The sequence below is a fragment of the Halorubrum sp. ASP1 genome, assembly GCF_005435135.1.
GTDB classification, from domain to species: Archaea; Halobacteriota; Halobacteria; order Halobacteriales; family Haloferacaceae; genus Halorubrum; species Halorubrum tropicale.
The window spans coordinates 16,791-40,949 of record NZ_SGUA01000009.1 but is presented as its reverse complement, the minus strand read 5'-3'; the positions used below and the strand labels follow the sequence as shown (position 1 = coordinate 40,949).

The 24,159-nt window shown below is 60.4% G+C and carries 16 protein-coding genes and 1 pseudogene; 14 read left to right on the top strand and 3 right to left on the bottom strand.

Annotated features, from left to right (window positions below):
• Positions 1 to 63: 63 nt before the first annotated feature.
• The 3 genes from EXE48_RS13545 (at position 64) to EXE48_RS13535 (ending at position 3,725) form a co-directional block, all read left to right on the top strand.
• Complete coding sequence (locus EXE48_RS13545) at positions 64 to 2,118, top strand: cryptochrome/deoxyribodipyrimidine photo-lyase family protein (protein WP_082356835.1); 2,055 nt, start codon at positions 64 to 66, stop codon at positions 2,116 to 2,118.
• A gap of 257 nt (positions 2,119 to 2,375) precedes the next feature.
• On the top strand, positions 2,376 to 2,699 hold the full coding sequence (locus EXE48_RS13540; protein ID WP_077152232.1) for a hypothetical protein: 324 nt from the start codon (positions 2,376 to 2,378) through the stop codon (positions 2,697 to 2,699).
• A 624-nt stretch (positions 2,700 to 3,323) separates the two neighbouring features.
• On the top strand, positions 3,324 to 3,725 hold the full coding sequence (locus tag EXE48_RS13535) for a DUF4864 domain-containing protein (RefSeq protein WP_077152231.1): 402 nt from the start codon (positions 3,324 to 3,326) through the stop codon (positions 3,723 to 3,725).
• 34 nt (positions 3,726 to 3,759) lie between these two features.
• Here EXE48_RS13535 and EXE48_RS13530 read toward each other — a convergent pair whose 3' ends face one another.
• Complete coding sequence (locus tag EXE48_RS13530; protein ID WP_053770056.1) at positions 3,760 to 4,080, bottom strand: hypothetical protein; 321 nt, start codon at positions 4,078 to 4,080, stop codon at positions 3,760 to 3,762.
• A gap of 345 nt (positions 4,081 to 4,425) precedes the next feature.
• Here EXE48_RS13530 and EXE48_RS13525 point away from each other — a divergent pair, with 345 nt between their 5' ends.
• Positions 4,426 to 5,598 (top strand): tubulin/FtsZ family protein, encoded by a 1,173-nt coding sequence (locus tag EXE48_RS13525; protein WP_137711800.1) that lies wholly within the window; start codon positions 4,426 to 4,428, stop codon positions 5,596 to 5,598.
• A 12-nt stretch (positions 5,599 to 5,610) separates the two neighbouring features.
• Here the strand turns inward: EXE48_RS13525 and EXE48_RS13520 are convergent, their stop codons facing one another.
• Positions 5,611 to 6,411, bottom strand: a complete 801-nt coding sequence (locus tag EXE48_RS13520) for an SWIM zinc finger family protein (protein WP_137711799.1) — start codon at positions 6,409 to 6,411, stop codon at positions 5,611 to 5,613.
• Positions 6,412 to 6,594: 183 nt separating this feature from the next.
• The gene (locus EXE48_RS18475; protein WP_158293658.1) at positions 6,595 to 6,741 is read right to left on the bottom strand and encodes a hypothetical protein; all 147 of its coding nucleotides are present in this window, start codon (positions 6,739 to 6,741) and stop codon (positions 6,595 to 6,597) included.
• 132 nt (positions 6,742 to 6,873) lie between these two features.
• Between EXE48_RS18475 and EXE48_RS13515 the strand changes: the two genes are divergently transcribed.
• The 10 genes and pseudogenes from EXE48_RS13515 to EXE48_RS13470 all read left to right on the top strand — a co-directional run bounded on the left by EXE48_RS13515 (position 6,874) and on the right by EXE48_RS13470 (position 24,090).
• Complete coding sequence (locus EXE48_RS13515) at positions 6,874 to 7,299, top strand: helix-turn-helix domain-containing protein (protein ID WP_137704840.1); 426 nt, start codon at positions 6,874 to 6,876, stop codon at positions 7,297 to 7,299.
• Positions 7,300 to 7,594: 295 nt separating this feature from the next.
• Entirely contained in the window at positions 7,595 to 8,371 is a 777-nt protein-coding gene (locus EXE48_RS13510; RefSeq protein ID WP_137704839.1) for an ABC transporter ATP-binding protein, read from the top strand.
• Positions 8,368 to 9,978, top strand: a pseudogene (locus tag EXE48_RS13505) (hypothetical protein). Before EXE48_RS13510 ends, EXE48_RS13505 begins: the two are co-directional and overlap by 4 nt.
• A gap of 331 nt (positions 9,979 to 10,309) precedes the next feature.
• Positions 10,310 to 14,461 (top strand): hypothetical protein, encoded by a 4,152-nt coding sequence (locus tag EXE48_RS13500; protein WP_241992010.1) that lies wholly within the window; start codon positions 10,310 to 10,312, stop codon positions 14,459 to 14,461.
• Between the two features lie 2,183 nt (positions 14,462 to 16,644).
• The gene (locus EXE48_RS13495) at positions 16,645 to 16,848 is read left to right on the top strand and encodes a hypothetical protein (protein ID WP_049933292.1); all 204 of its coding nucleotides are present in this window, start codon (positions 16,645 to 16,647) and stop codon (positions 16,846 to 16,848) included.
• A gap of 413 nt (positions 16,849 to 17,261) precedes the next feature.
• Positions 17,262 to 17,684 carry a hypothetical protein gene (locus tag EXE48_RS13490; protein ID WP_137711798.1) on the top strand — a complete coding sequence of 141 codons (423 nt, stop codon included), beginning with the start codon at positions 17,262 to 17,264 and terminating at the stop codon, positions 17,682 to 17,684.
• Between the two features lie 149 nt (positions 17,685 to 17,833).
• Positions 17,834 to 18,376, top strand: a complete 543-nt coding sequence (locus EXE48_RS13485; protein WP_137711797.1) for a hypothetical protein — start codon at positions 17,834 to 17,836, stop codon at positions 18,374 to 18,376.
• Between the two features lie 98 nt (positions 18,377 to 18,474).
• Positions 18,475 to 19,296, top strand: coding sequence for a hypothetical protein (locus tag EXE48_RS19100; RefSeq protein WP_241992009.1), 822 nt, complete (start codon positions 18,475 to 18,477; stop codon positions 19,294 to 19,296).
• 101 nt (positions 19,297 to 19,397) lie between these two features.
• Positions 19,398 to 20,555 carry a PD-(D/E)XK nuclease family protein gene (locus EXE48_RS13475; RefSeq protein WP_137711796.1) on the top strand — a complete coding sequence of 386 codons (1,158 nt, stop codon included), beginning with the start codon at positions 19,398 to 19,400 and terminating at the stop codon, positions 20,553 to 20,555.
• Positions 20,548 to 24,090 carry a UvrD-helicase domain-containing protein gene (locus EXE48_RS13470; RefSeq protein WP_137711795.1) on the top strand — a complete coding sequence of 1,181 codons (3,543 nt, stop codon included), beginning with the start codon at positions 20,548 to 20,550 and terminating at the stop codon, positions 24,088 to 24,090. The genes EXE48_RS13475 and EXE48_RS13470 overlap by 8 nt, the downstream gene beginning before the upstream one ends.
• Positions 24,091 to 24,159: the final 69 nt, after the last annotated feature.

The window sequence follows — 24,159 nt, the reverse complement described above, 5'->3', positions numbered from 1 at the left end:
GTCGGGACTTCGGTTGACCGGCCGACGCATTAAAACGCTGTCCCAGCAATATTATTAATGTGAATGCCGGGCGATACCGAACGCGAGACTGAGCGCTCGGCGTCTGTAGATAGCGACGAACTGTCACAGCCAACGAGTCCGCTGTCGGCAGATATTCCGACGCCAGACGCGGTCTGCGATGCCGCCAACCCGACGGGTATCGTTGTGTGGCACCGGAAACACCTCCGCGTGGAAGATCAGCTGGCAGTGTCGCGTGCGGTCGCTGATGGTGACGTGTTCTGCCCGCTGTTTGTGTTCGACCCAACGTTCTACGCGGACAGCGGCCTCGCGTGTGACGCTCGGGTCCGCTTGTTTGAGGAAGCGGTTACAAGCCTCGACCGACTGTATGCCGCGGCACCTCCTAACGCGACGCACGTGGCTGCGACGGATTCAGCAGCGCGGCTCGCCGACACGCTGGATTCATCGCCGCCTACGACCGAGGCTGTCAGTGAGCAGCCGGAGACACTCCAACGACCGGACGCGCCAGGTTTGACGCTCGGGTACGGCGATCCAGTCGATATCCTGTCTCGCTTCGTTGATCGCGGCTGGCATATCATCACGATGGCGACCCCCACCAGTCGCTATGGTCAGCGGCGAGACGAGCGTGTGCGGGACGTGTGTGGCGACGCAGTCACGTTTGTCTCCGGTGACGGACTCGTCCGCGATGAAGAGTGGCCGCGGTCGAACTGGCAGACACAAATCACCGAGTGGCTCGCGGCCGATCAACACACGCCAGGGTGGGACGACCACAACACAGTCCGAGTCAGTATCCGCACTGGCGTTACGCCGGCAGCGGTTGACCGCCACTTCGACGTCTCCCCCGCGAAGACGCAGGTTCCGGTGGGAACCCACCGGGCAGCGATGACTACATTACGAGAGTTCACTGACCGCGTCCGGTCGTACCCGAGCAACATCTCAGCACCGCAGGACGCTCGTGACGGCACAAGCGGGCTCTCGCCGTACCTCAACTTCGGCCTGCTCTCGGTCCGGCAGGCACACCAGTATGTCGCCGATAATGCGCCTTCGTGCCGGGGAGCAGATATGTTTGAGAGCCGGCTCGTCTGGAACCTCCATTACAGCCAGAAGCTTGTCGACTGGCCGGGTTGGACTGAGCAGGCGGTCAATCCGGCGTTTGAAAACCGTAATGAGGCATTTCACGACCCCGAGCTTGTGACCGCGTGGAAACGCGGACAGACCGGGTTCCCGATGGTCGACGCATCGATGCGATGTCTCAAGGAAACCGGATGGCTCAACTTCCGGATGCGCGCGATGTGTGCGTCATTTTTCACCCACGTTCTTCATCAACCGTGGTGGATCGGCGCCGACTGGTATCACCACCATCTCATCGACAGCGATGTCGGCATCAACTACACGCAGTGGCAGAGCCAGGCGGGGCTCATCGGCAAGCCGTCACAGCGGGTGTACAATCCTCGGAAGCAGGTCCGCGATCAAGACCCTGATGGCGACTGGATCACGCGATGGATTCCCGAGCTCGCCGACCTGCCCAGTGAGTTCCTTGATCAACCCGAGAAGGCGCCGCTTGCCGTCCAGCAGGAATGTGGGGTCCACGTCGGTGAGGTGTACCCGCGTCCGGTTGTCGACTTCGAGGCGCGCCGCGAACAGTTCTGGTCGCGGTATGAGGCCCAGCGGCCCGAGGCCGCGCGAGAGCTTCGACGCCCAGCGATCGCAAAGCGGGCCTCATTCTCCGGCGGCTATAGCGCTGCGCGGGCCATCGCGGACAAACACGGGACAGTCGAGGCCGACGCTCCAGACGGAACGCAGGCCTCGCTCGGTGACCTCGCCGACACAGACACCGCCACTGCTGAGACCGAGGGAGCCGCAGCGACGCCACCGCAAACGAACACGGCGGAGCCGGTCAACCCGACAGTGACTGATCCACGTGAATCAAGTACGCAGACGACGATTCCAACGGGAGCGGGCCGGAACGCCGGTGAACCGTCGCCGGACGACCGCGCAGCGGTGTCGGGCCAACGCCGAGATAGTGAGGAAGGTGCTGAGCGTGACGAAGAGAGAGACGTTCGGTCCACCGGACAAACGAGATTCGGTGACTTCGAATGACAAGCGCTTCAGTGGCTCGTTGACAGCACGCGCCGTCACGACCGTCCTCATCAGCTCTCAGCGGTGCCACCAGAGGAGCAGCCGACTTGGTCTCGCCGTTAAACCCTCGAATCGATACCCAGTAGCGAGGGCTTCGATGGTGACCGCAAGCTATCTTGTGCCGATTCTGTGACCCGGGTGAAACGCTCTGCGGGTACAGTAGGTGCCCGGTTGGAAGACGCCGACACTGGTTTGTGCGTGACGACCGAACAACTTGTATGTCCACCACAAGCGTCGCAACAGCGGCGAATCCAAGAGTGCTGGTCAACGAGCTTCCAGCGGCGCCTGGCGACTGGGACCGAAACGAAGAGCCCGGCGGGATCGTCGAGTACCGACTTCCAGACGAGGAAAGTCCCTGTACTGCGGCGAAAATCGCAGTACGTCCTGATATCCTGAGTGACGCGGCTGTCCGACTCGTCCGTAAGCGCGGCTGTAGTGATGCGGGGAGCGACACATTCGATTCACTTGATGCCGCCGTAGACGCAGTCGGCCGAGAACTCAATCACGTTCTTGCGGCTGTCAACGAGGACAAGGCGCGGTAGGCACGGCTGCGGGCTCGGTCGTAGCTTTATTTCTAGCACCAGTGGATAGAGCGTGTGACGCCGGTCAGGTCGGTCACGACCAATATCGATATTTAAACGGGCGATAGACTATGAACTATGTCGACACGACGCACTGACGCCGCTTCGGCTACGTTGGTCGCACTCGTCGTTTGGCTCGCTGGACGACGAGAGGGGCTGTCTCCACGATCGATGCTTCGGCCGGTCCCGTTCTTTGGCGGTGCGGCCGTCGCGGTGCTTGTTGAGGCCGTGTTCGCACGGTGGCCAGACCGCATGGCTCGCTTCTGGCGCCGTCCAGCGATCCGCTTCGGTTCGCCTGTCGCACTTCTCGCCGCGACCCTGTCAGTAAAGCCTCGCAATGGCACGCCTCACGCGGTGACACTCGGAGGTCTCGCCGGCTACTTTGCGCTGCTCGTCGGGATTACGATGGGCGTCGTTCCTGAACCAAAACAGTGGTTTCAATGTGCCGGCCAGGACGCGAAGTTGGACCGCGACGACAGAAGTCACGGCCGCGACTAATCGGCTTCCATATCAGGTCCAACACTAAACTAGAGTCCGTTTCAGCGGACGATTAATGCCGCTCGCGACCCTAAGTCTGGCATTCAGATGGCTGAGCAGTACGCAATAGCGGAGTTCCCAACGCCAAGCCCCACGTACGATCCCGGCCGGGTGGTCTCAATCCAACTCAAGGCACTAGCGACCAACGACGAGCCGTTCGAAGACACCGGTATCGGCGTCGCGTACAACTTCGCTTCCCCGGCGAACAGACGGACCACAGGCCCGTTTGACCGCTTCCGAAAGATGGTGCACAATCCACGGTATGCTCCCATGATCGACCACGTCGAGGCAACGACAGGCCCCGTTGAGCGTGACGACGATGATGCCACACAGCGCGTCACGCTGACCGGTCCCAACGGGCGGACAGTGACATACGTTTTCAGATTATCGCGACGTCGACCCGGCGAACTCGATGAGCACTGGCTGACAGACAGCGTCGTTCAAGCGTAGCCTGACCGACTGCCTGTGGACGCTTGTGTCTGAGTCACTGACCCCGCCACTCGAGTGATTGCCGATTTAGCGCCTCAACGGTCCGCTTTCCACCTTTGAGCATCCTCTCGGCGATCTCGATCGCCTCACGCAGTTCCTCGATTGACAATTGCTCGTATGCGGGAGTTCCATCGATGTGGTCGTACCAGACTCCTTGGAACAGTGTGTCCAGCACCACACGGGCAAAACAGTGGTCTTGGTGAATCGGCCAGTCGCCGGCCTCGGCTGCCGCCTCGGGGAGTGCCTCGGTAACCCGTTGGAGATATCTCTTGCGTAAGAGCGTGATGTCGTCGCCGCCGAGCGTTTGTTGGCCCATTCGACACTCGGGATATGAGCCCCAGTATTAATACGGCTTTCCCCACCACCCAACTGTCTCCGTTGGAGTCCTATTGAACAAACAGTCTGTTGGGATCGATATTCCTGACCCCTTTGACTTGCTGAACAATGGCGTCAATACCTGTCTGAACACCGTTTTATTCTCAGCGGATGTATTGTCGCCGACATGGCTGGCTTCCGTCTCCTGGTCACCGACCTTCGAGAGATACTCTCAGGGGCACGTATGAGATACCGACGCTTTTCGTATGTCAACATCTTCACTCCGATATTTTGAGCTTCTAACCTTTATGTGTCTAACCTGCGTATCTACACGTGGTGTGTTCACATGAAACTCGCATTGATCGGGGTCGGACAGGCGGGTGGGAAGGTGGTCGACGAATTCTTGGCCTACGACGCACGGACAGGCGCAGATATTGTTCGTGGAGCGATCGCTGTCAACACGGCGAAAGCAGATCTCCAAGGAATTGACCACCTCTCGAAAGACCGCCGGATCCTGATTGGTCAATCGCGAGTGAAGGGCCATGGTGTGGGCGCAGATAACGAACTCGGCGCAGAGGTGGCCGAAGAAGACATCGATGAGATCCAGGGCGCGCTCGACGAGGTGCCGGTCCACGAGATCGATGCGTTCCTCGTCGTTGCGGGGCTTGGTGGCGGGACGGGGTCGGGTGGGGCACCCGTGATCGCCGAGAACCTCAAGCGGATCTACACCGAACCTGTGTATGGACTCGGTATCCTGCCCGGCAGCAACGAGGGCGGGATCTACACGCTGAACGCCGCTCGGTCGCTCAAGACGTTTGTCGATGAGGTGGACAACCTCATGCTGTTCGACAACGATGCGTGGCGCAGTTCGGGTGAATCCGTTGAGGAGGGGTTCGATGTGATCAACGAGGAGCTGGTCCAGCGGTTTGGCGTGCTCTTCAGTGCGGGCGAGATAACCGAAGGAAACGACATCGCCGAGAGTGTGGTCGACTCCTCGGAGATTATTAACACGCTCAAAGGGGGTGGGATCTCCTCACTGGGCTATGCCGACGTTGAGGTGGACGAACCAGAGCGGAAGGGGTTGCTCTCGCGACTTCGTGGCGATTCGAATTTTGGGATCGACAGTACAGAGGCGACCAACCGTATCACGAGCCTCGTCCGGAAAGCGACGCTGGGTCGACTCACCTTACCCTGTGAGGTGAACGGGACAGAGCGGGCGTTGCTTGTGGTTGCCGGCCCCCCGGAGTATCTCAATCGAAAAGGCATCGAGCACGGTCGCAAGTGGCTCGAAGAACAGACCGGCTCGATGGAGGTCCGAGGTGGTGACTATCCGCGGCGTGGAGAAGGGACGGTCGCAGCGCTCGTACTGCTCGGCGGCGTGACGAACGTCCCGCGAGTGAAAGAACTCCAGCAGGTCGCAATCGAAGCACAACAGAATCTCGGGGAGATCACTGACGAGAGCGAGGACCGTTTCTCGGAGCTGATGGATAGCGACGGGGAGCTGGAGTCGCTGTTTTGAGATTGTGGTGGTCTATTCGTTGTATCGATCTTCGAGGTCGTCGAGTGCTCGCCAGAACTGCCTGTTGTTAATCTCTGACTCTGTTGATGCCCGTGTTTCCAAAACACCCGCGTACGTCTCGAAGTCCTCGGCGTTGGAATCAGCCGCCACTACACAGTCGATGTATCCATCGAGAGCTGTCTGGAGCGTCTGTGCGTAGTGGTCGTAGGAACCGTCGATCCAAGTGAATTTCTCATCGACTTCTTCGAACACTGCTCGATAGACGGTCGCAGCGGCGAGGTATCGATCGCGCTCACGGCACTGTTCGGCAATATCGAAGAATCGGGAGAAGTCGATCGCTTCGAACACGACCGGGTCGGCGTGTTGCTCGAACAAGTGGCTAATCTCTTGTCGATACTCATCGACTGATTTGTGTTCGTCACCGAACTGTGCGAGAAACTGTTCTCGGGCCCTGCTGTGTGTGGCGAGAATTTTACGGACAAACGTACGCAGCTCTTCGTCAGAGACGTCCGCAAGGACGGAGCCGATACGCTCACTCCCGTCTTCTGGCGGGTCGTCTGCGACAGCGAGGAGTACCGCGACGACGTGTTTACAGTCGCCTTGGCCGTCGTATGGACATGTACACCGGGTCTCAAGACTTTGGCCACCGAATTTGACAGTCACGTCGTAGGGGTTCGATCCACTGACGACTGCTGAAATGCGCTCGTCGAACCGGTTGAGCTGCTGAATCCGTCCCTCCTTGCGATAGGTATGTCCCCGCTCAAACACGGGGTCGGTACATCGGTCTCGGATGGTTTCTGTGTCGATGTTCATACGGAACACGTCCGAAATTATCCTACAGGGATCTCGGTACTCACGTCATACTCGTGACCACCACCCCTCAAAAGGGTCGTCTTCGAGGTCTTTAGCGGTCACGGGCCCGAGAGCGGGTCACTGAGTGCCGGGATAGGATGGAAAACAGACTCTGGGGCTCCCTCTATGTGTCATCAGTATTCGCTACCAATTCTGAAACGGCCTGATAAATCGTCCGAGGCTCTCATGCATCGGGTTCTGGATTGCCTCGATCCGTTCTGGTGTGAGCGTCTCTCCCGGCTGATCACCCAATTTGTCGATGACGGCACGGGTCGCGTCGTCGTTGGCCATACTGTATAGGATTCACCACCGCCACCTAACAGTACGGAAATCCGACCAGAAGTGGAATACGCGAGCACTCTGGCTACCACTTCGATTTTCGCCGAAATGGTTATATCGCCGGGAGACAAACACTAATACACAATGTCCCGGCCTGACGCCACCCCGCTCACCCCAGCCGAGAGTTCAGCCGGACTCGATCCGATCGCAGCGTTGAGTGCCCTCGACGACACGACCCGTGCGAATATCATCGGGGTCATCGTCGGTCACCCGAAAGGCGCGCCCTCGAAGAAAGAACTCGAATACTACAATCCGAGTATCGCAGCGTCGACGCTCACCGACCATCTCATCCGGCTAAAAGAAGTGGGACTGATCGAGGCCATCGAACGGGATCGTGAGGGGCTCGAACGGGGTCATCCATACCGGTTCTTTCAGCTGACCGACGCCGCTCGCGAACTGTTCGACCGAAACAACCTCTTTGAGCCCGACGCATACCGAGAACTATTCGCCGAAGTCGAGAAAACAGACGAAATCGAGGCCGCAGAGGAGGTCGAGCGGCCGAACAGATGAAACTGAAATCCACCGCAAGGCGTACGTTCTGCCGGACAGAGAACTCGACGTCTGTGATATTCCGGAAGTAGAACCAGCGCAGAGCAGACAAGAGAGATCAGTCTCGATTTCGATCTAGAACAGATGAATCGAACAGAAGGCACGTATCAATTCTATCCTCCAAGGCCGTACAGAAGCGACTACGCCCCCTAATCACGTCGTTATCTACCCATGCGGCATCACCCCCGATACGTATAATCGGAAGATGATTCCGAAACGCATAGACGACCGGTTCGAGAAATGACATCCGTTACGTATGCCCTCCACCCACAACGAATCCGCCATTCTGGCGACCGATCTCCGGAAGAGCTACGGCTCAGAAGTTGCTCTCGACAGTCTCACGCTCGACATCCCGCACGGGACCGTATACGGCTTTCTTGGCCCGAACGGTGCGGGGAAGACGACGACGATGCGGCTCCTTACCGGTCTCAGCGATCCGGACGGCGGATCGGTACGCGTCTGTGGCGTCGACCCAAGCGACCGGCGTGCGATCGCCGGTCGGGTCGGCTATCTCCCTGAGACGCCACCGCTGTACGACGAGTTCAGCGCCCGCGAGCAGCTCGAATACGTCGCCGATCTTCGCGACATTTCGCGGTCCGTTGCCCGCGAGCGCATCGGTGAGTACCTCGACCAATTCGGGTTAGTTGGTGACGCAGACAGGCGGATCGACGGGTATTCGAAGGGAATGAAACAGAAGACCGCGTTCATACAGAGTGTCCTACACGACCCGGACGTCCTGTATCTAGACGAACCGACATCGGGGCTTGACCCCCGAGCGGCGCGAACCATCCGGGAATCGATCACCGCGTTCGCCGACGCAGGAACCACGGTGTTCCTCTCGACACACATTCTCCCGGTCGTCGAAGCCGTCGCCGACGAGGTCGGGGTGTTGTTCGACGGGAGACTCGTCGCCGAGGGGACGCCCGCCGAAGTACAGGCCCGTGCGGAGACCGGCGAGAGCGGATCCCTCGAAGACGCGTTCCTCGCCGTCACGAGCGAACCCGAAACGGACGCGGCCTCCCAGAGAGAATGAGCGTCCGACAGGACGTTCGCCACGGGCTCCGAATTGGGCGGGCGGAGTTCGTCTGAAGCCTCCGTGGGTACCTCGGAAACCCCCGTCGAGTCCTTGGACTCCTGCTCACGGCGCTGTTCTTCGGCGGCGCGCTCCTGTTCGCGCTGCCGACGGCGTATGTGCTCGGGCAAACCGCGCGCTCCGTGGCGGCGGTCCCGTTCTTCGCGCCCGCTGCGACGCTCGTTCCTCTCAGTCTCCTGTCGATATCGGTGTTTCGGACCCTCGAACGACTCGGACACATCGACGGTGCGGATTTCGTCCTGCTGGCGGTTCACCCGCGAGCAGTCGTTATCGGGCTCATCACAGCGGAGGTGGGACGGCTCTCCCTGTGGTTCGGGATCCCAGTCGGAGCAGTGGTGGTCACATTCGCACTCGGAATGGGCTCGCCGCTGCTCATTGCTTCGGGCGGGGCGGTCGCGCTGCCGCTCGTCTGCTGTGCCGCCGTCTGGGGGTACGCCGGGGGAATTGCTGTGTTGCGACTCCTGCGGCAACTCCCCAGCCTTCGCCGTCTCCTGAAAGCTGTCGGTATCCTTGCGATGGTCGGACTCGTCGTTGCGTCGCAGTTCGCCGGGCAGTTCATCGTCGAATCCGACCTCTCCGTACAGCGGCTGTTGTCGACAGTAGCGTTCGATCCCCTCGTGGAATACGTTGCGCTCGCGTTCGTCGGAACACCGGTCTCCAGACCGACTTCCTTAGGGGCGGTGGCGGTGTTCGCGGCGTTAATCGCTCTCACGCCGGTCGGTCTCGTCGTCTCGACTAAGCAGGTTTCCACGCTCTGGTTTACCGATTCGGTCGGCAACAACAAGTTGAGGCAGGTGCGGCGATCGAGCGGCGGATTCTCTGCCCCACGACCGTTCGCATGGACTAAACCTGGTCGTATCGCGTGGGGGATTCTCGTACGCGGTCGCCGTGATCCGGCGGAGTTGAGTCATCTCCTGATTGCCGTCTTTTTTATCGCACCGTTCGGGACGATGTTTCTCGAGTTTTCGGGCGAAGCTCTCGGACCCCTCATCACTGGGGGCGGCGTCGTTCTCGCAACATACCTCTCAGGCGCTACCTTCGGGTTGAACCCGCTCGGTGACGAGCGGCCGCAACTACCGTTCCTTCTTCTTACCGAGACATCATCTGCAGATCTTGTCCGTGGACGGCTCCTCGCCGGCGTTGCGATTGGAGTGCCGGTCGCTGTTCTCAGCTCGCTCGTCTCGATCGGTTTCGGGATACTGGTGCTTGAGGCGGTGGCGACCGCCGCCGTTGGAGTTGGAATGTGTCTCACTGCGGCGATGTTTGCAGTCGGTATCGGCTCGGCGTATCCGATCTATGAGGAGCGCGAGTTCTGGGGGACGGAAACGGTCGTCCCGTCGACGCTCGTCATGATGGTGTACCTGTTCGTCGTGGGTGGCGGAACAGTTCTCGGGCTGTTCGTGACGTGGTTCGCGGTCACCGGAAACGTCGTGGTAACGCCCGTGTTCGGCGTGCTCTTCGGTACGTATCTGCTGTTGACCGTCGGCGTTTCGTATGGTTCCTACCGCTATGCGCTCCGGCGGCACCGACGCTATACCCTAGCGTGACTCCGCCGGTCGTTTCAGACAAGCCGTCCGTCAAGTACACGTTTGCCGTTAAGTCGACCTCATTGCCGTGGCAAACCTTCACTCTCTGACTTCGGCGACATCGAGGAGTTCTTCGAGGAAAGCCCATGGACAGTCGACGACAAGAAAGATTTCGAAGAGATGCCAGAGGATGAGTTCGATGCGTACGTCGAAGACACGACAATGTTCGCTACTTGGGAATCGATGCTCGGGAAGGCTGGAGAAAATGGATGGCAGACCAACTTGGGTTATAGATTATAACAGCTAGCCCTTGAGGCCGAGCTCTTCTTCAATCGACGTCTCGATGGCGGTCATGACGCTCACGGTCGACCACGACTTCAAGAATCCGAGGGCACGGGCCGCGATCGGGGCGGGCGTCGACGCTGGCGTCATCGAGGAGGATGGAAAGCAACTCGCACTGGGTGAACGGGCGATCCCGACGTTCTGGGATGAGGTACTGACCACTGCGGGCAACCAACCGCACACCCCGTTCAACGAACAGGCTCTGACGCTTGCTCTTTGGGACGCACACGATCTCACACAAGAGCAAGAAGAAGCAACCATTGAGGCGGCTTGTGAGCACGGCGCGGTGTACCGTGACGACGAGACGGGCCACTTCAAGATCAACACGCCACGCGACGACAAAGGCCCCGAGATTGACCCCGTTGCGTTCAACCGGGATACGTACCCGCCGAGCGACGATGACGACTCGGACTCTGACGATTCCGACGGCGGGTCCGATGATTCCGACGACGGCCCGGACGGTGGGGGAGAGACACCCGCCACGGACGACGGTGAAGATGCGTCCCCCACGCCCACGGACGCGAACGGCGAGAGCGCCGAGCCAGACACGGCCAGCACACGCGAGGAAGACGCAACCGACACCGAGACGACCGACGCCTCGTCCGAGAGTCGGAATGGCTCAGGCGGTCGCACAGGCGCGCACAGCGAGGCCGGGAGTCAGGACGACGCAGACACTACACCCGACGCCGAGACGGACACTGGGAGCGAGGACGGCGCCGAGACGGACGCCGAAAGCGACACCGGCCCGGACGACGCCGAGATAGAGCCGCCCGCAGACGACGCAGCCGGCGCAGAGAGCGACGTCGACAACACACGCCCGACAGGACAAACAGCACCCGGCGAACCGCGTGCCGAGCCCAACAGCACGCTCGTCGACGCCGACCCAGAAGACCTCCGCTTGAGCCCCACACCGGACCTCGGTGCGGTCCAAGCGTGTCTTGAGGAAGCCGCCCGCTTCTTCCACAGCCAGCTGGATACGACGATCGACAACAACGTTACGTGGAACGACGAGCAGGCGTTCGAGGCGGGCTACCGGAAACCCGAGACGCCCCGCGAGTACTTCACCGCGCTCGACGAGCCCGACCCAGCGTACCCTGTTGAGCAGGATCCCGACGCTGCCGACGCGATGCCGCCGAACGAAGACGCACAGACCGCCGGCATCCAGTCCACCGAAGACGCCGCTGAACGCATTGCCGAGCCCGAGGACTTCGCTGCTGACGAACAGCCGTACCAGTATCTCGGCGCTGACCATCGGGGCTGGAGCGACGACCTCGTCGACGACAAGCAGCTCGGGTGGGCACCCGCTTTCGGCAAGGAGTTGTTCTTCCACCTCGAGGAGCAGGGCTTTAGCCACCACACGATGGTCGCGACCGGGCTGTTCACGAAGCCGAACGACGCCTACGGCGAGAACGAAGAGGGCGAGGAGTACGTCGATTACACCACGATTGACGATCCCGACAACCCCGACGACCTCTCGTGTCTCTTCCGGGGCCGCTACATCTTCCCGTACTACGACGAGGACGGCAGGGTAGCCTTCTTCATCGGGCGGCAGCCCGACTTCGACACCGAACACGGCACGCACCCTGACGACTTCACGAAGGGGAAGTACGCCAAGCTCGCGACGACGAAGAACTACACCATCGCTGACGAGCCGATTTACGGCCGGGAGACCATTGTCGAGGGCGAACCTCTCGCAATCACGGAGGGGATGGCCGACGCGATTACGGCCCATGCGCATGGCATCCCGTGTATCTCTCCGGTCACGAAATCGTTCAAGATGAAACACCGTGACGTGCTCGCGGAGATCATCAAGCGCCGGCAGATCCCCGACGTGTACTTCCTCCAAGATTCGGACCCGCCAAAGCGGGTGGTACTAGCTGAGGAAGATCGCGACCACGACGAGCGCCAGTGTGAACGCGACATGAACATCCGGGAGCTGTTCTGTACGGGTTCGTTCCCCGGCGACGAGATGTTCACCCGGAAGTTGGTCCTTGAGGCCGCCCGCGACGGGACGCTCCAAGACAAACTCGACGATCAGGACATTCGCGTCGCGCCGCCGGCTGACGCCGATGTCGACGCCGACGAAAAAACGCCGGTCACGGCCGAAGAAGTGCCCGTTCACCTGCTAGAGTCCGAAGGTGGATTCCACGGGAAGGGCCCGATCAGCGAGGTCATCGAGATTCACCAGTACGGGCCCGGCGTGGATAGCGCCGTGAATATGGGCCGGGTACTCGACACCCACACGCCGTCGCCGGACGATACGTTCACGGGGACGGTCCAAGCGGCCGCCGAGGTGTATCGCGAGGAAGTCCTTGAGGGCGACGCCGACCCCAACGAGGATGATCACGAGCTCTGGGAGGAAGTCGAGGCACGTCTTGGTGTCATCGACGTCGACACCGAGACAGACGAGACCGCTGAAAGCGCCGACGCGGACGGACAGACGGCGCTGACGCCCGACGAAGAGCTCGACCATACTGACTACGGCGGGACGAACGTGTGGCTCTTAGAGCTGCCGCAGTTTGGCGATGAGAAGCGCGACCTTGACGACTTCCTCCAAGAGGGCTGGCTCGCGCTCACGCCGCCGGCTGAGTGGGCGCTTCGGCTGACGATGGGGAATGGCCCGACGCCCGCCGACGACGGGAGTGATGGACCGGCCACGGCCCCTGCGTGGATGCGGGCGCTTGCCGACCGGTCGGACCCGGTTGGCGAGTACCCAACCGGGATGGATCCGGCGTCGCTTGGCTACCCCACAGCCCACGACCTCCCCCAGACTGTCGGGGCGATCGACCGGACGGAAACGGGCGTGGATCTCCCCGTTCGTGACCCCAACATCATCCCGGCTGATCCCGACGCTGACACGGGGGCGCTGGCGGCCGCTCACAGGTGGCCTGTTGGCGACGCGAACACGCTTCGCGGCGAGGGTTATGTTTTCGATCCTGTCCCTGAACAAAACGCGGTGTATCCACCCCTCTCGCTGTTCGGTTTCATCCCCACAATCCACCCGTCACAACACCCCGCCGCCACGGGCAACATTGGGGGGCTGGTGAACGACGCCAGCACCGCCATGGACATCGACCCACAGGAGATCGAAGACCGGATCGAAGAAGGGAATTATCGCGAGCTCACTGGGAGCCACAACCCCCTCTGGAACCTCGACCTGCGCGACCTTGGACTCACGCCCGGCTCTCGCGGAACAAACCCCTTCGGTCACTTCGGTGAATCGGAGAACTACTTCGTCGTGATCGACGACGAAACTGCCTACTGCCACAAGCGGGAGGCACTCTATAACTTCCAACACTTTGCGCTCTGTGACATGGGCAAGCGCGACCCGAAGGACTCCGCGAGTGGTCAGAATCTCGATGATTTAGAGTACCTCCATCTGTGGACCTACGCTCGCCAGAACAACCTTGTTCCAGAGCACACGCCTATCCCGCTGAAGGGGCTTGTGGGATACGCGATCGAGCATGATTATTGCGAGCCTGACGACCTCGAACAATTCGGCGGGGGTAGCGATGATTCCGACGATAATTCGGACGAACAGAATGCCGACTCGCCGGGCAGGAACAAAGCTGGAAAGCGCAACCTCAAGCTCCCGGATGATGTCTACTTCCCAGTTCTCAAAGATATCGAGGACACGACAGGATACACGCCCGCACGCCTCGCGGACAGTAGTGGATCCGGTGGTGACTCGGGCAGAGATGCGAGCGGTTCGACGACGCCCTCGGTCGACACAGAAGACGTTGCGTTCGACAGCATCCACCGGAAGTATGGCCAGCCGCTCATCGGGGACGACATGCCCGACCCACTGAAGCAGTTCCTCCGTCGCTACACCAACACGGAAGACGAGACGATCACGACCGACACCGACGAGACGGTGTTCGTTCCGAAGGCCGAACTCCGTGATGCGTTCAATTCGTGGGCGCAAATCTGCCTCCGGCACATTCGTAACAGTACTGATACGTCGGTGGATGACGTGGCGATTCAAGAGTACGCGCCGGGTGCGTTTACCGGGCCGCTGAAAGCGCAAGTCGACGTCGAACTGAAAGAAGGTCGGCCCAGTGTCGACGGTGGAAAACAGGTTCGGACGTGGTTCGGTATTGAACTCACAGACGAGGGCGAAACCCTCGCTGAACTCGAAGGGAAGTTCTCGATGGACGGCTAGAGACTCCCTCCGGGCTCCGTTCTCACTGCGTGATTCGGTTGCTCCGACGAGGCCTACTTGACAGGTTCCTGATTATGGATTTGCTGTACGCTAGTGTGTTTCTCATCAGAGTCAACTAGGCCTTCTCGCTGGACCTTTCGATACCGATTGTTGGGCAAAGCCCGAGCTGAGTAGGTGACTGGCTCACTATCTTTGCGCCATATTCCACACTAAACTATTCAACCCGCTGGCGAGGTCACTGATATTGACTTAGCTGGTGTCCAACTCAGGCTTGACCACCGAATATCACCCCCCGGATATAGAATCAAAACCGCAAGACGTGACCGGGTATCCGGGGGGTGCCACAGCAGCAGACCTCAAGCCTGTTTTGTCTCCAAAAGGCCCTGTATTCTCTAATTCACAGCAGATCCCCGATCACCTGTTATTTTCTCTTGTATTTCTCGGAATTTAGCCAAATACAATTTTTTGAAAATAACCATACGTAGCGGGGTATCCGGGGGATCGCAGGGTCACTCAAACACCCCCGGATATGGAATCAAAACCGCAAGACGTAGTGGGGTATCCGGGGGGTCAACTGAGAATCCACTAGAGTTTATTTCGCATATAAGTACCACATTTTCGACACACCCGGCAATTTTAGTGAAAATAATCATACGGGGGGTGAATTAGCCCGTTTTCAGTCCACTCTCAGCACCCCCCTCGGATATCAAATCAAAATCGCATGACGGCAAGGCGTATTCGGGGGTCAACACACCAAAATCGCTGCTCAATCAAATATGACTCGCTCGCATACCTGAGGATGTTCTCGAAAGCCGTTTCAGCCATTTTCTGAGACCGACTTATTTTCACCCTCTCAGAACACCCCCGATTTTGCCAGCGGCGTCTGAGATATACCGGGTAATACCCCCGTTGGGTGGGGGGTGTTCAGGCCCAAGGGCCAAGAGTAAGATGCCTGATACAGCAGGCAACCGGGATCACCCCAGCAGTCCCCTGAAGGGGACATGGAGAGACAGGGCCTCAGACAGAAGCACCACCAGCTGGTCGACCACCACGATCGAGACTGACCGCAGAAGGCAGTCGGCCAGCAAGACGGGGACACCACTACGCGGCGGTCGGCACTGCCACCGCCTCATCGACACTGCGTGACTCACGAATCCTCTCAGAATCTCGAAATAGCCTCAGCACACTTCCCTACGGGTCAGGTGGACCCCGGACGCAACACGACTCGTCGTCTCGACGACCGCGATCGTCTCGGTAGACTCCACATCTCCTGACGGTCGATGACTGCCACCGGGACAGTCCCCTTGGGGACCAGTCGACTACCGTCGACACGCCGTCCGATCCACAGACGAGAGACTCCCTCAACACACCGACTGTCGACCAGTCTCTCACCGCCGAGTCGCGGCTGTGGTGACTGTTTCAGGAACCTGATGAGTCAGCCGATGACAAGTCGACCGCAGACGCCGACCGGCTGTCACCATCGCCACGATCACACGCCGTGTGGAACGGCTTCGACCCCGGCGGGATTCTCACCTCCGACGTCGGTGACCGACTCCACTGATCCCCTCGTCCGGGTGGGCTTGTCGATGCGACTCGACTCGTCGATCTCGACTCGCGGCGTCTCCCGACCGAGGTCACGACGTGGTCACCAATCGGCATCGACACCGCCTCTCCTCGAGGCCACAGACACGGCGACCAGTCGCCGCTTCACCATTGGTGGCCATCGGCTCGGATCCGACGATCAGGATCCACAGCGAGGTAGACCTCTCAGTATTCTGACTACGACGCCGTCGGCCGTCACCAGCGACGGATCGCCACCGCCACAGACACGGCAGGTGACCGCTTCGAGCCTGACAGCCGACGGGGACCGAACGGTGTCGGGTCCACCCCACCAACAGTGGTCGCGATCGACACGCCTCGAGGGCAGCTGGTCACTGTTCTGTTGGGTGGGTTGCCCCCACCTCGACGACTCCCTCTTGGCGGGAGTCATCGCCAGTATCCCCACCGAGAATCTCTCAGCAATCTGGCATACAGAATGGCGTCCACGAGCCACCCACCTTCGGTGGGGACTCGTTCCGTCTCAACACGGTGAGACGACACCGTCTGAATCCGGACGGAGTGGCGGCAGGCCCCAACCCAGTGATAGCATTATTTCGGTCGGGCCAGCGGTGAGGTTTCCCAAGATGAACACGCTTCTCGCACTCGTCGTTTTCACCGTCTCGTTCGGCACCGCAATCGCCCTGCTCATCGGCATCGTCTTCGCTGCTCTGCTGTCGATGAACGCCCGGAGTGGATCGGAAGGTTGCGACTTCTGTTCGAGTGACGCCGCGACTCGTCTCGGGGGTGGTGACGTGGCGTGTAGTGACTGCAAACGCCGGGTCCTCTGACCGGCTTCTCAGCAGGGGTCGAGACCCCCTTGCTACAGCCCGGTGACTGGTAGGTTTGTTGCGGCAGTTGACGGAACCGCAACCAGCCTGTAGTGGAGATGGTCGATCAGTCGGGTTTGTTCAGGGTCGATCTTGGGGTCGATCTCGGGGTCGATCTTGGGGTCGATCTCGGGGTCGATCTTGGGGTCGATCTCGGGGAGTGACCAGTGGGGGATTTGTCTCGTACCTCCCCACTCGTAACGGCCCCAATAGGACGGCTGGTTGTGGCGTTAGTAGCAACTACTAACCCACCGTTCAGCACGGTGGCGAAGACACCGGCTACGGCCGAGTCCTGACCTCGCTTCAGCTGGCAACATTATTACCCTCATCCGGAGACGAGGGTTTCCCCCGAGGGGGTGACCCGACCAACCACTATGACCGAAACGCTTCGCGGTTCGACGCCTCAGCCCGAGTTTGACCTGACGACTACCCTTGACGACGAGATCGAGTGTGCCTGCGAGGACTGCCACGACGACGTCGACGACCAGCTGAAACTCCTGCTCGGGTGTGACGCCCGTGGGATGGTCGCTGACTACGGGACGGTCGGCTTCTGTTCGCTTGAGTGTGCCCGCCAGTTCGTCTCGGCGGGCCCGTACCAGTCGCTCGAGGAGGACCTGATCGTCTACACCCAGCAGCCGGTCGTCGCGACCGTCGTCCACAACGGCGAGGTCATCGAGGCCACGCTCGGCTTCGACGTCAAGGAGGCCATCGAGGCGGCCGCCGAGATCGTGGCCGACCTCGTCGACGACGTGGAGCTCTCGCCTGACGACTTCTCGATCCAGACCGAAGCACTCTGACCAGCCGGTCTCCATTTTTTCTGCGCTACCGGACCGGCGCGATACTCTCGCCAATCTCATGCGCCAACTCTTCTCTGGTGGCCCAACTGCTACTCGGCCCATGCTTTCTGCCCTTGGCCTTTAAATACGATTGGTTTTGACAGATATGTATGTCAGAATCCTTTGATCCTGATCATGTGCCCTCCACCTCCCGATTCTCTGTAACGTATCGCCCGGAGCAGGGCTCTCGCCGCCGACTCCAATTTGTGCCTCGTGAGGACAGCACTGGCTGGTGGCTAATCGAACTGCGCGACGCTGAGAATCGCTGGCAGATCGTTGGTCGGGAACCGCTCACAACGGCTCAAATTAGGACACAGCCGCTACAGGGCCTGGAGACGTCTCAGCACCGATCAACGGGGCCGTCTCGTCCGCTCGAACTGTTCAAAATTGTCGCTAAAGAGCGCGCGTGGCAGATTCTTCAAACGGTGAGTCTGCTTGATGAACCTGTGCGCCGTGAGCAGCTTGAACGATTTGTCACAGCATACGACCACGGCGACACCAATACTGACCAGCCCATCGATCCGGATCTGAAAGTGACACTCGATGAGGCAATCAAAAAGATGGCCCAGCTCAATGTGATCGAGGCGACACCAGATGGTATCACAAGTGGCCCACAGTTTGGACACGCATTTGCAACGGTCGTCATCTCGTAGGTCACGTAAGTGATAGCTTAGTACACTATCTGACTACTTCCGCTCTGGGGCAAGCAGTTTATTATCGCCTTGTTGTACCTTACTTACTGATAGATCTGATGTCGACAACGGACCTCCACACGACTGACGACGATATTGCCTCGCAGATCTCGATTTACTGTAGCGAGGAAGAACGGCTTCTCAATCGTGCTGACCGCACAGCGACGCCGACAGAACTCGTGTTGGCGCCGACCGAACTCCACCAACGAAACCTCCAACGGCGACTGCGAGAGCGTACACAGCCACAGAATGCGTTTGAATTTGTCGACCCGAAAACCGTTGCGGAAGTACTGCTTGGAGCCGCAGACCCGACCCCGACGAGCCTCGATCGCGTCGATCGCTTAGCGCTCCTCCAGTCGCTCCCGACGACGACACCCGATCAGCCATCGGGACTCCGTCCGTTGCTTGCTGCCCGTCGAGACGTCGATCCCCAACAACTTGAGCAGATCCGTTCAGAGGTCGAATCAATGACGAACTTCCATCCGGATCGGATTGCGGCGCTGCGCGATGTCACCGACGAGTTTGCGACTCCCATTGCGGACGAGGCGACCATACTGGTTGATGGTGGCCTCGCCGTCGAGACGTGGCTGCGCAACCAGACTGACAAAGCGGTCTCGAAGACGGCGCTTCTCAGACGGGCGACGCGTCGCCTCGTCGGCGGCGACGAGGTGTGGACCGATTGCTATCCCGATATCGAGCGGATCTCGCTCGTCGGTGTGAGCAGCATCCCGGCACCAGAGGTTGACTTCCTGTATGGCCTCTGTACCGCAACAACGGCAGATATCGAACTCCACCTCCGCCCCGGAACCAGCGAATACCTCACCATGCGACTTCCGGACCTCTTGTTCATTGATAACCCCGGGCGAGAGGTGAATCTGTGACCCACGCCCACCGCACGGCACTCACTGGCGACCTGCCAGCACCGTCATGTCCTGTTGTCGAATTGCCCGCACCGACGCGTCGCGAGGAAGCGCGTGCTGTGATGGCGACGATCAGCGAACTTCGCGATCGTGGCGTGGACGTCCGCGACATCGTCGTCGTGGCTCGCGATCTTGATCCGTATGAACAGCCGCTGACCCGGGCAGCCATCCAGTATGGGGTGACGCCAGTGTTTTGGACACAGTTGCGCGTGACCCGCACCGAACCATACGCGCTGATAGCGGCGCTTTGTACGCTCTTTGGCGCCGGCGACGTCGCTGCTGCAACGCTGTTGGAACCAGTGGCGCAGCGGTGGGCACCACTTACGGATACAGCCAGCTGGCCACTCGAACAGTCGACGATCCAGGCCGCTCTTGAGGCCCTTCCTCCCGGGCATCGATCGATCGCCGAGTGGGCCGAGACGATACAGACACACACCACGGACGAGCGACTCACAACCTACTGTGACTGGCTACTGTCGCATGCCGAGCGCGAGCCAACGCCAGAGACAGTTGGAACGGTTCTGGGGGCGTCGATCGACGCGTATCGCGAGACGAGCGTGCCCGCCCGCAAGCAGGCTGACTCACCGGCGCTCATGGCGACTGAGACGGCCGCGCGAGCAACCGTCAGGGTCACTCGGCTCGTCGAGCAGGTCTTGCACAAATACGACGAATGGCTCGCAGACGGGACGGTCTCCCGATCGTGGGACGCTGTACAGGAGCTGTGTGAGCTGCTGGCGACACAACGCCCCGGCCGCCGTGAACACTCGAATGCCTGGGCCATCGACATTATGGAGGCGAACGACGTGTGGGCGCTGTCTGTCCCATTCGTTATCGCGGTCGGCGCGACGGCAGCCGAGTGGCCGGCCCAGATTGACAGCGTTGTTCCCACAGAGCTCCAGGAAGCCGTTCTCGCGGGAGCTGGTGAGACAGATGTCGTTGCGCCGCGAACCGCCTGGGGAAACGGCCGTGATCGCGATCACTTCGCCGATGCGATGCGTGCCGCCGAGCGCGGCGTGATCGTGACGCGGTACACACAGACCGCCGACGGTGGTGCTGTGTACCCCTCGCCGTTTCTTGCATCACTCGAGATGGAGACTGTCTCCGAGCAGGCCCGCACCCAACTGGTGAGCACGACACCGCAGCTTCCTGAGCCGATTGCCGCGCTCCTCTCTGCGAGTGGGGCGTCTGACCCAGCACCCACCGAGACACCTCATGAGTAACGACGACGACCCACGGACACTCCGGAACGCACAAGCAACGATCAGAGACCGATTCGTCGACGCCGACTCGGGACTGTTTACCATGAACTGTGTCGCCGGCGCTGGCAAATCACTGACGATGCAGCGAATCGCAGCCGAAACCATCATTCGGCGGTACGTTAGTGGCGATCGGACTCCCGCCCAGAGCGTAGCCGTCATGTCGTTTACCACCGATGAGGCGGCCGCGATCGGACCCGGTGTCTGTGAGCACATTCGGGAGATTGTGGATCATGCGTTGATCCCCGAGGCAGCGTCACTCACCGAGTCAGATATCGCGTATCTCGTGGCGCGGGTCCGGAACGCACCGTTTATCGGCACTGTCGACAGCGTGTTGCGTGACGTCTTCGGGGAGCTGGCCACCGACCTGGGGTTCGAGGAGACGCCATCGATCGGGAATAAGGCGTTGCTGGAAACGGTTCATAAAGCGTGTTACGACGCCGTCGCTGCCGATCCGGCCCACGAAGACGCGATAGCCGAACTGGAAGCAGCATACCCGGGTGGCCGCTGGGCAGCCACTCCCGAGGAGATGCTTGCTGACGCTGTCAAGTACTGTCGCGATCAGCGACTCACCACGGCCGCCTTCGAACGCAAACTCCGTACCACACAGGAGGCAGTGTATCCTGACGGACGAACCAGCAGTCGTGCGGATATCGTGGCGACGATCGCAGACATCGTCGACGCCGACGCCGCAGCTGACACCGACGCGGCTCTCTCAGCAGCGGCGTGGGACGACCTTGTGGCTGCTGACCAGCGTCTCTATGACGCGTGGGACACGACGTTGACAGCGTTTGGTGACGTGCTTGAAGCCTACCGCGAGCAGTACCGAGCCCTGATCCGCGAGTATGGCGTGGTCTCTCACACCGATGTCGCCTTCTTCATCACCAGTGTGTTCAAGCGTGACTGGCCAGTCGATGGCGATGGGCCAACCACCGACCAGCACACAGCCCTGCGTCAGCGGTACCACGCGCGGCTTGATAGCGTGATCATCGATGAAGCACAGGATGTCTCTATTATCCAGCACGCGGCGCTGTCAGAGCTTGTCACTCCCTCGATGCGCGTCCTCGCGTGTGGCGATACACTCCAAAGCATCTACCGCTGGCGGCACGCCGATCCGTCGCTATTCACCAGCGCCTGTCGCGAGGGCCAGTATCTCGGTATCGACTGGGACACCCATGCGACGGTGACAGCCGCAACAAGTTATCGTGGAACCCCGGACATCGCCGCCGGCATCAACACCATCATGCGGCCCGTCTTCAACGATCCAGCTCGCGGGGGGCTCAGTGATTTTGCGGCGACTTACCCCGGTCTCGACGCATCTCGGGATCCAACCGCCGACCCGAGCATCCACGTCGCCGCGTTCACCGGTGGGGCAGCGCCCGACAAGACACGGTGGGTCAACCCCGACGGCCGCGCTGGCGAGGCGAACATCCTTGCGACGTACATCGCACAAGGCCTCGTTGATGGGACATTGACTGATGAGACCGGGTCGCCACAGTCGATAACCGTCGTCTTCAGAAAGCGAACGCGGATGGACGCGTACAAAGACGCGTTCGAGGCCGAAGGACTGACCGTCCAAAATGCGAGTTCGAGACTCTTTGCGTGTCCCGTGGTCAAGGCGGTCCTCGCCGTGTGTGACTGGCTCACTGCGCCGACCGATCGGGCCCAGACACGCGCGTTGTTGACTGACTCGCCGTTCGATTTCACAGGCGCCCACGACTGCTTCGAGCGGGCTGGGTACGACCTTGACATTATCTGTGCGGCCGACGACCTCGACGCCGAAACCCGAGACATCCTCTGTGGCCTGCGCGATCTTCGCGGTCAGTTGGGCCGGTTCCATCGCGTTCCAGCGTCGGTGTATCTGGAAGACATCATCGAGCAACTCGCGCTTCGAGCCGACCCGGGCGACCAGTTCACCGACCTGCCGGCAGCACAACTAGTAGCCGCGCTCGACGCGCTCACGAGCACCGTCGCCGACTGGGAAGCGGACACGCAGTACCCACCAGCCGCCCTCGGTGACCTACTTGCGCCGTTTCGGGCGGCCCCGAGCGAGGGGCCCGATATCCCGAGTGTGACCACTGATGCTGACGTCGTCTTCAGCACAGTTCATCGGCTCAAAGGCGATCAAGACGACGTGATTGTGCTCGCAACGCCGGGGTTCAAGCTCTGGGACACTGGCCCGTTCTCTCAGCGGTTCATGACGCAGGGTGGCGTTGCGGCGTTAGCGCCGCCGACGAACGTCGAGACAGCACCCGATATCGAACTGCCACCATTCGATGGGGGACTCTACACGCCAAGCAGTGACAGTCGCGATAAACAGGGTGCTGCATCACGCGATATCGGGTTGCGGTGGGCGACCGAGCACTGGCTCGACGGCGCCGACGGTGGGGGCCCGCACCTGCTTGGTCCCGACCAGCTCCAGTCAGTCGCAGCCAACGAGCGTGCGGAGGCGTGGCGACTCCTGTATGTGGCACTCTCTCGGGCACGTGACCATCTCGTCATCCCGCTTCCGAAGACGTTACCCGGCACGGCACAGCCGCGTGATCGCTGGCTCGATACCCTGTTTGAGACACTCGAGTTTTCGCCTGGACGAACACCCACGTATGCGATCGACGAGCCGTCCAGTGCCGGTGATTTGACGATCGGTGTGAATGACGTCGACGGCAGTGAGACACGCGAGACGTACGACACGCCGCTATCGGTGACGGGTGCCGTCCCGCCTCGACGCGACCAGTTGGAGTCGTGGGTCCCACGTTTTCTCGACCCGAGTACGGCCTATCCGTTGACTGACGATGTCGACGCTACCGTGGGTGCCCACCTACTTGACGAGCCGATTCACACCGACACTGAGACGGTGGCCGACGACCTCCCAATCACGTTCGAGACGCTTGGGCCAGAGGCCGTCGGAACCTGTCTCCACGAGGCCTTACTCACCCTCATCGAGATGGACGTGCCGGCCACCGAGATCGATGCGTGGAGCAAGCCCGTCCGAAGCGCGCTTCAGCACGCGATGGAACAGATAACGCCGCAGTCGATCGAGATGCTGCCAGATACTGAACGTGGTGGCCTCGTCAGCTTCTTCCACGTGTCAGTCGTGTCGGACTTCCTCAAGTCCGACCTGTGGGCCCAGATCCAAGCAGCAGAAGCTGTCTATGTCGACCACAATTTGAGTGGACTCGTGACTGCTGAAGCGGTTGAGGTAGAAGTTCATGGTGAGGCCGATATCCTCATGGATCTAGGTGGAGGCGAGTGGCAACTGGCCGATCTCAAAATTGCGCTGAATGAGTCACTCGACGCAACGCAACCGCGGTATGAACTCCAGATCGCCGCCTACGAGTACATCCTCCGTCAAGAGCTTGGCCCGGCAGCGACAATTCACGCCAGTGTCGAAACGTTCGGGTGTGTCCGAAGGTCAGTGTATGGACAGTTCCCGCCCACGGTTCTTGCGCGCCGTGTTCGCACTCTCGTTGCGTCGGATGAGTCGATCTCCGGCACTTGAAATTGGTTATACAGCCGATTCCCACGATTCTATATAGCAATGTTCCTTTTTATATGTTCAGTCAGTATT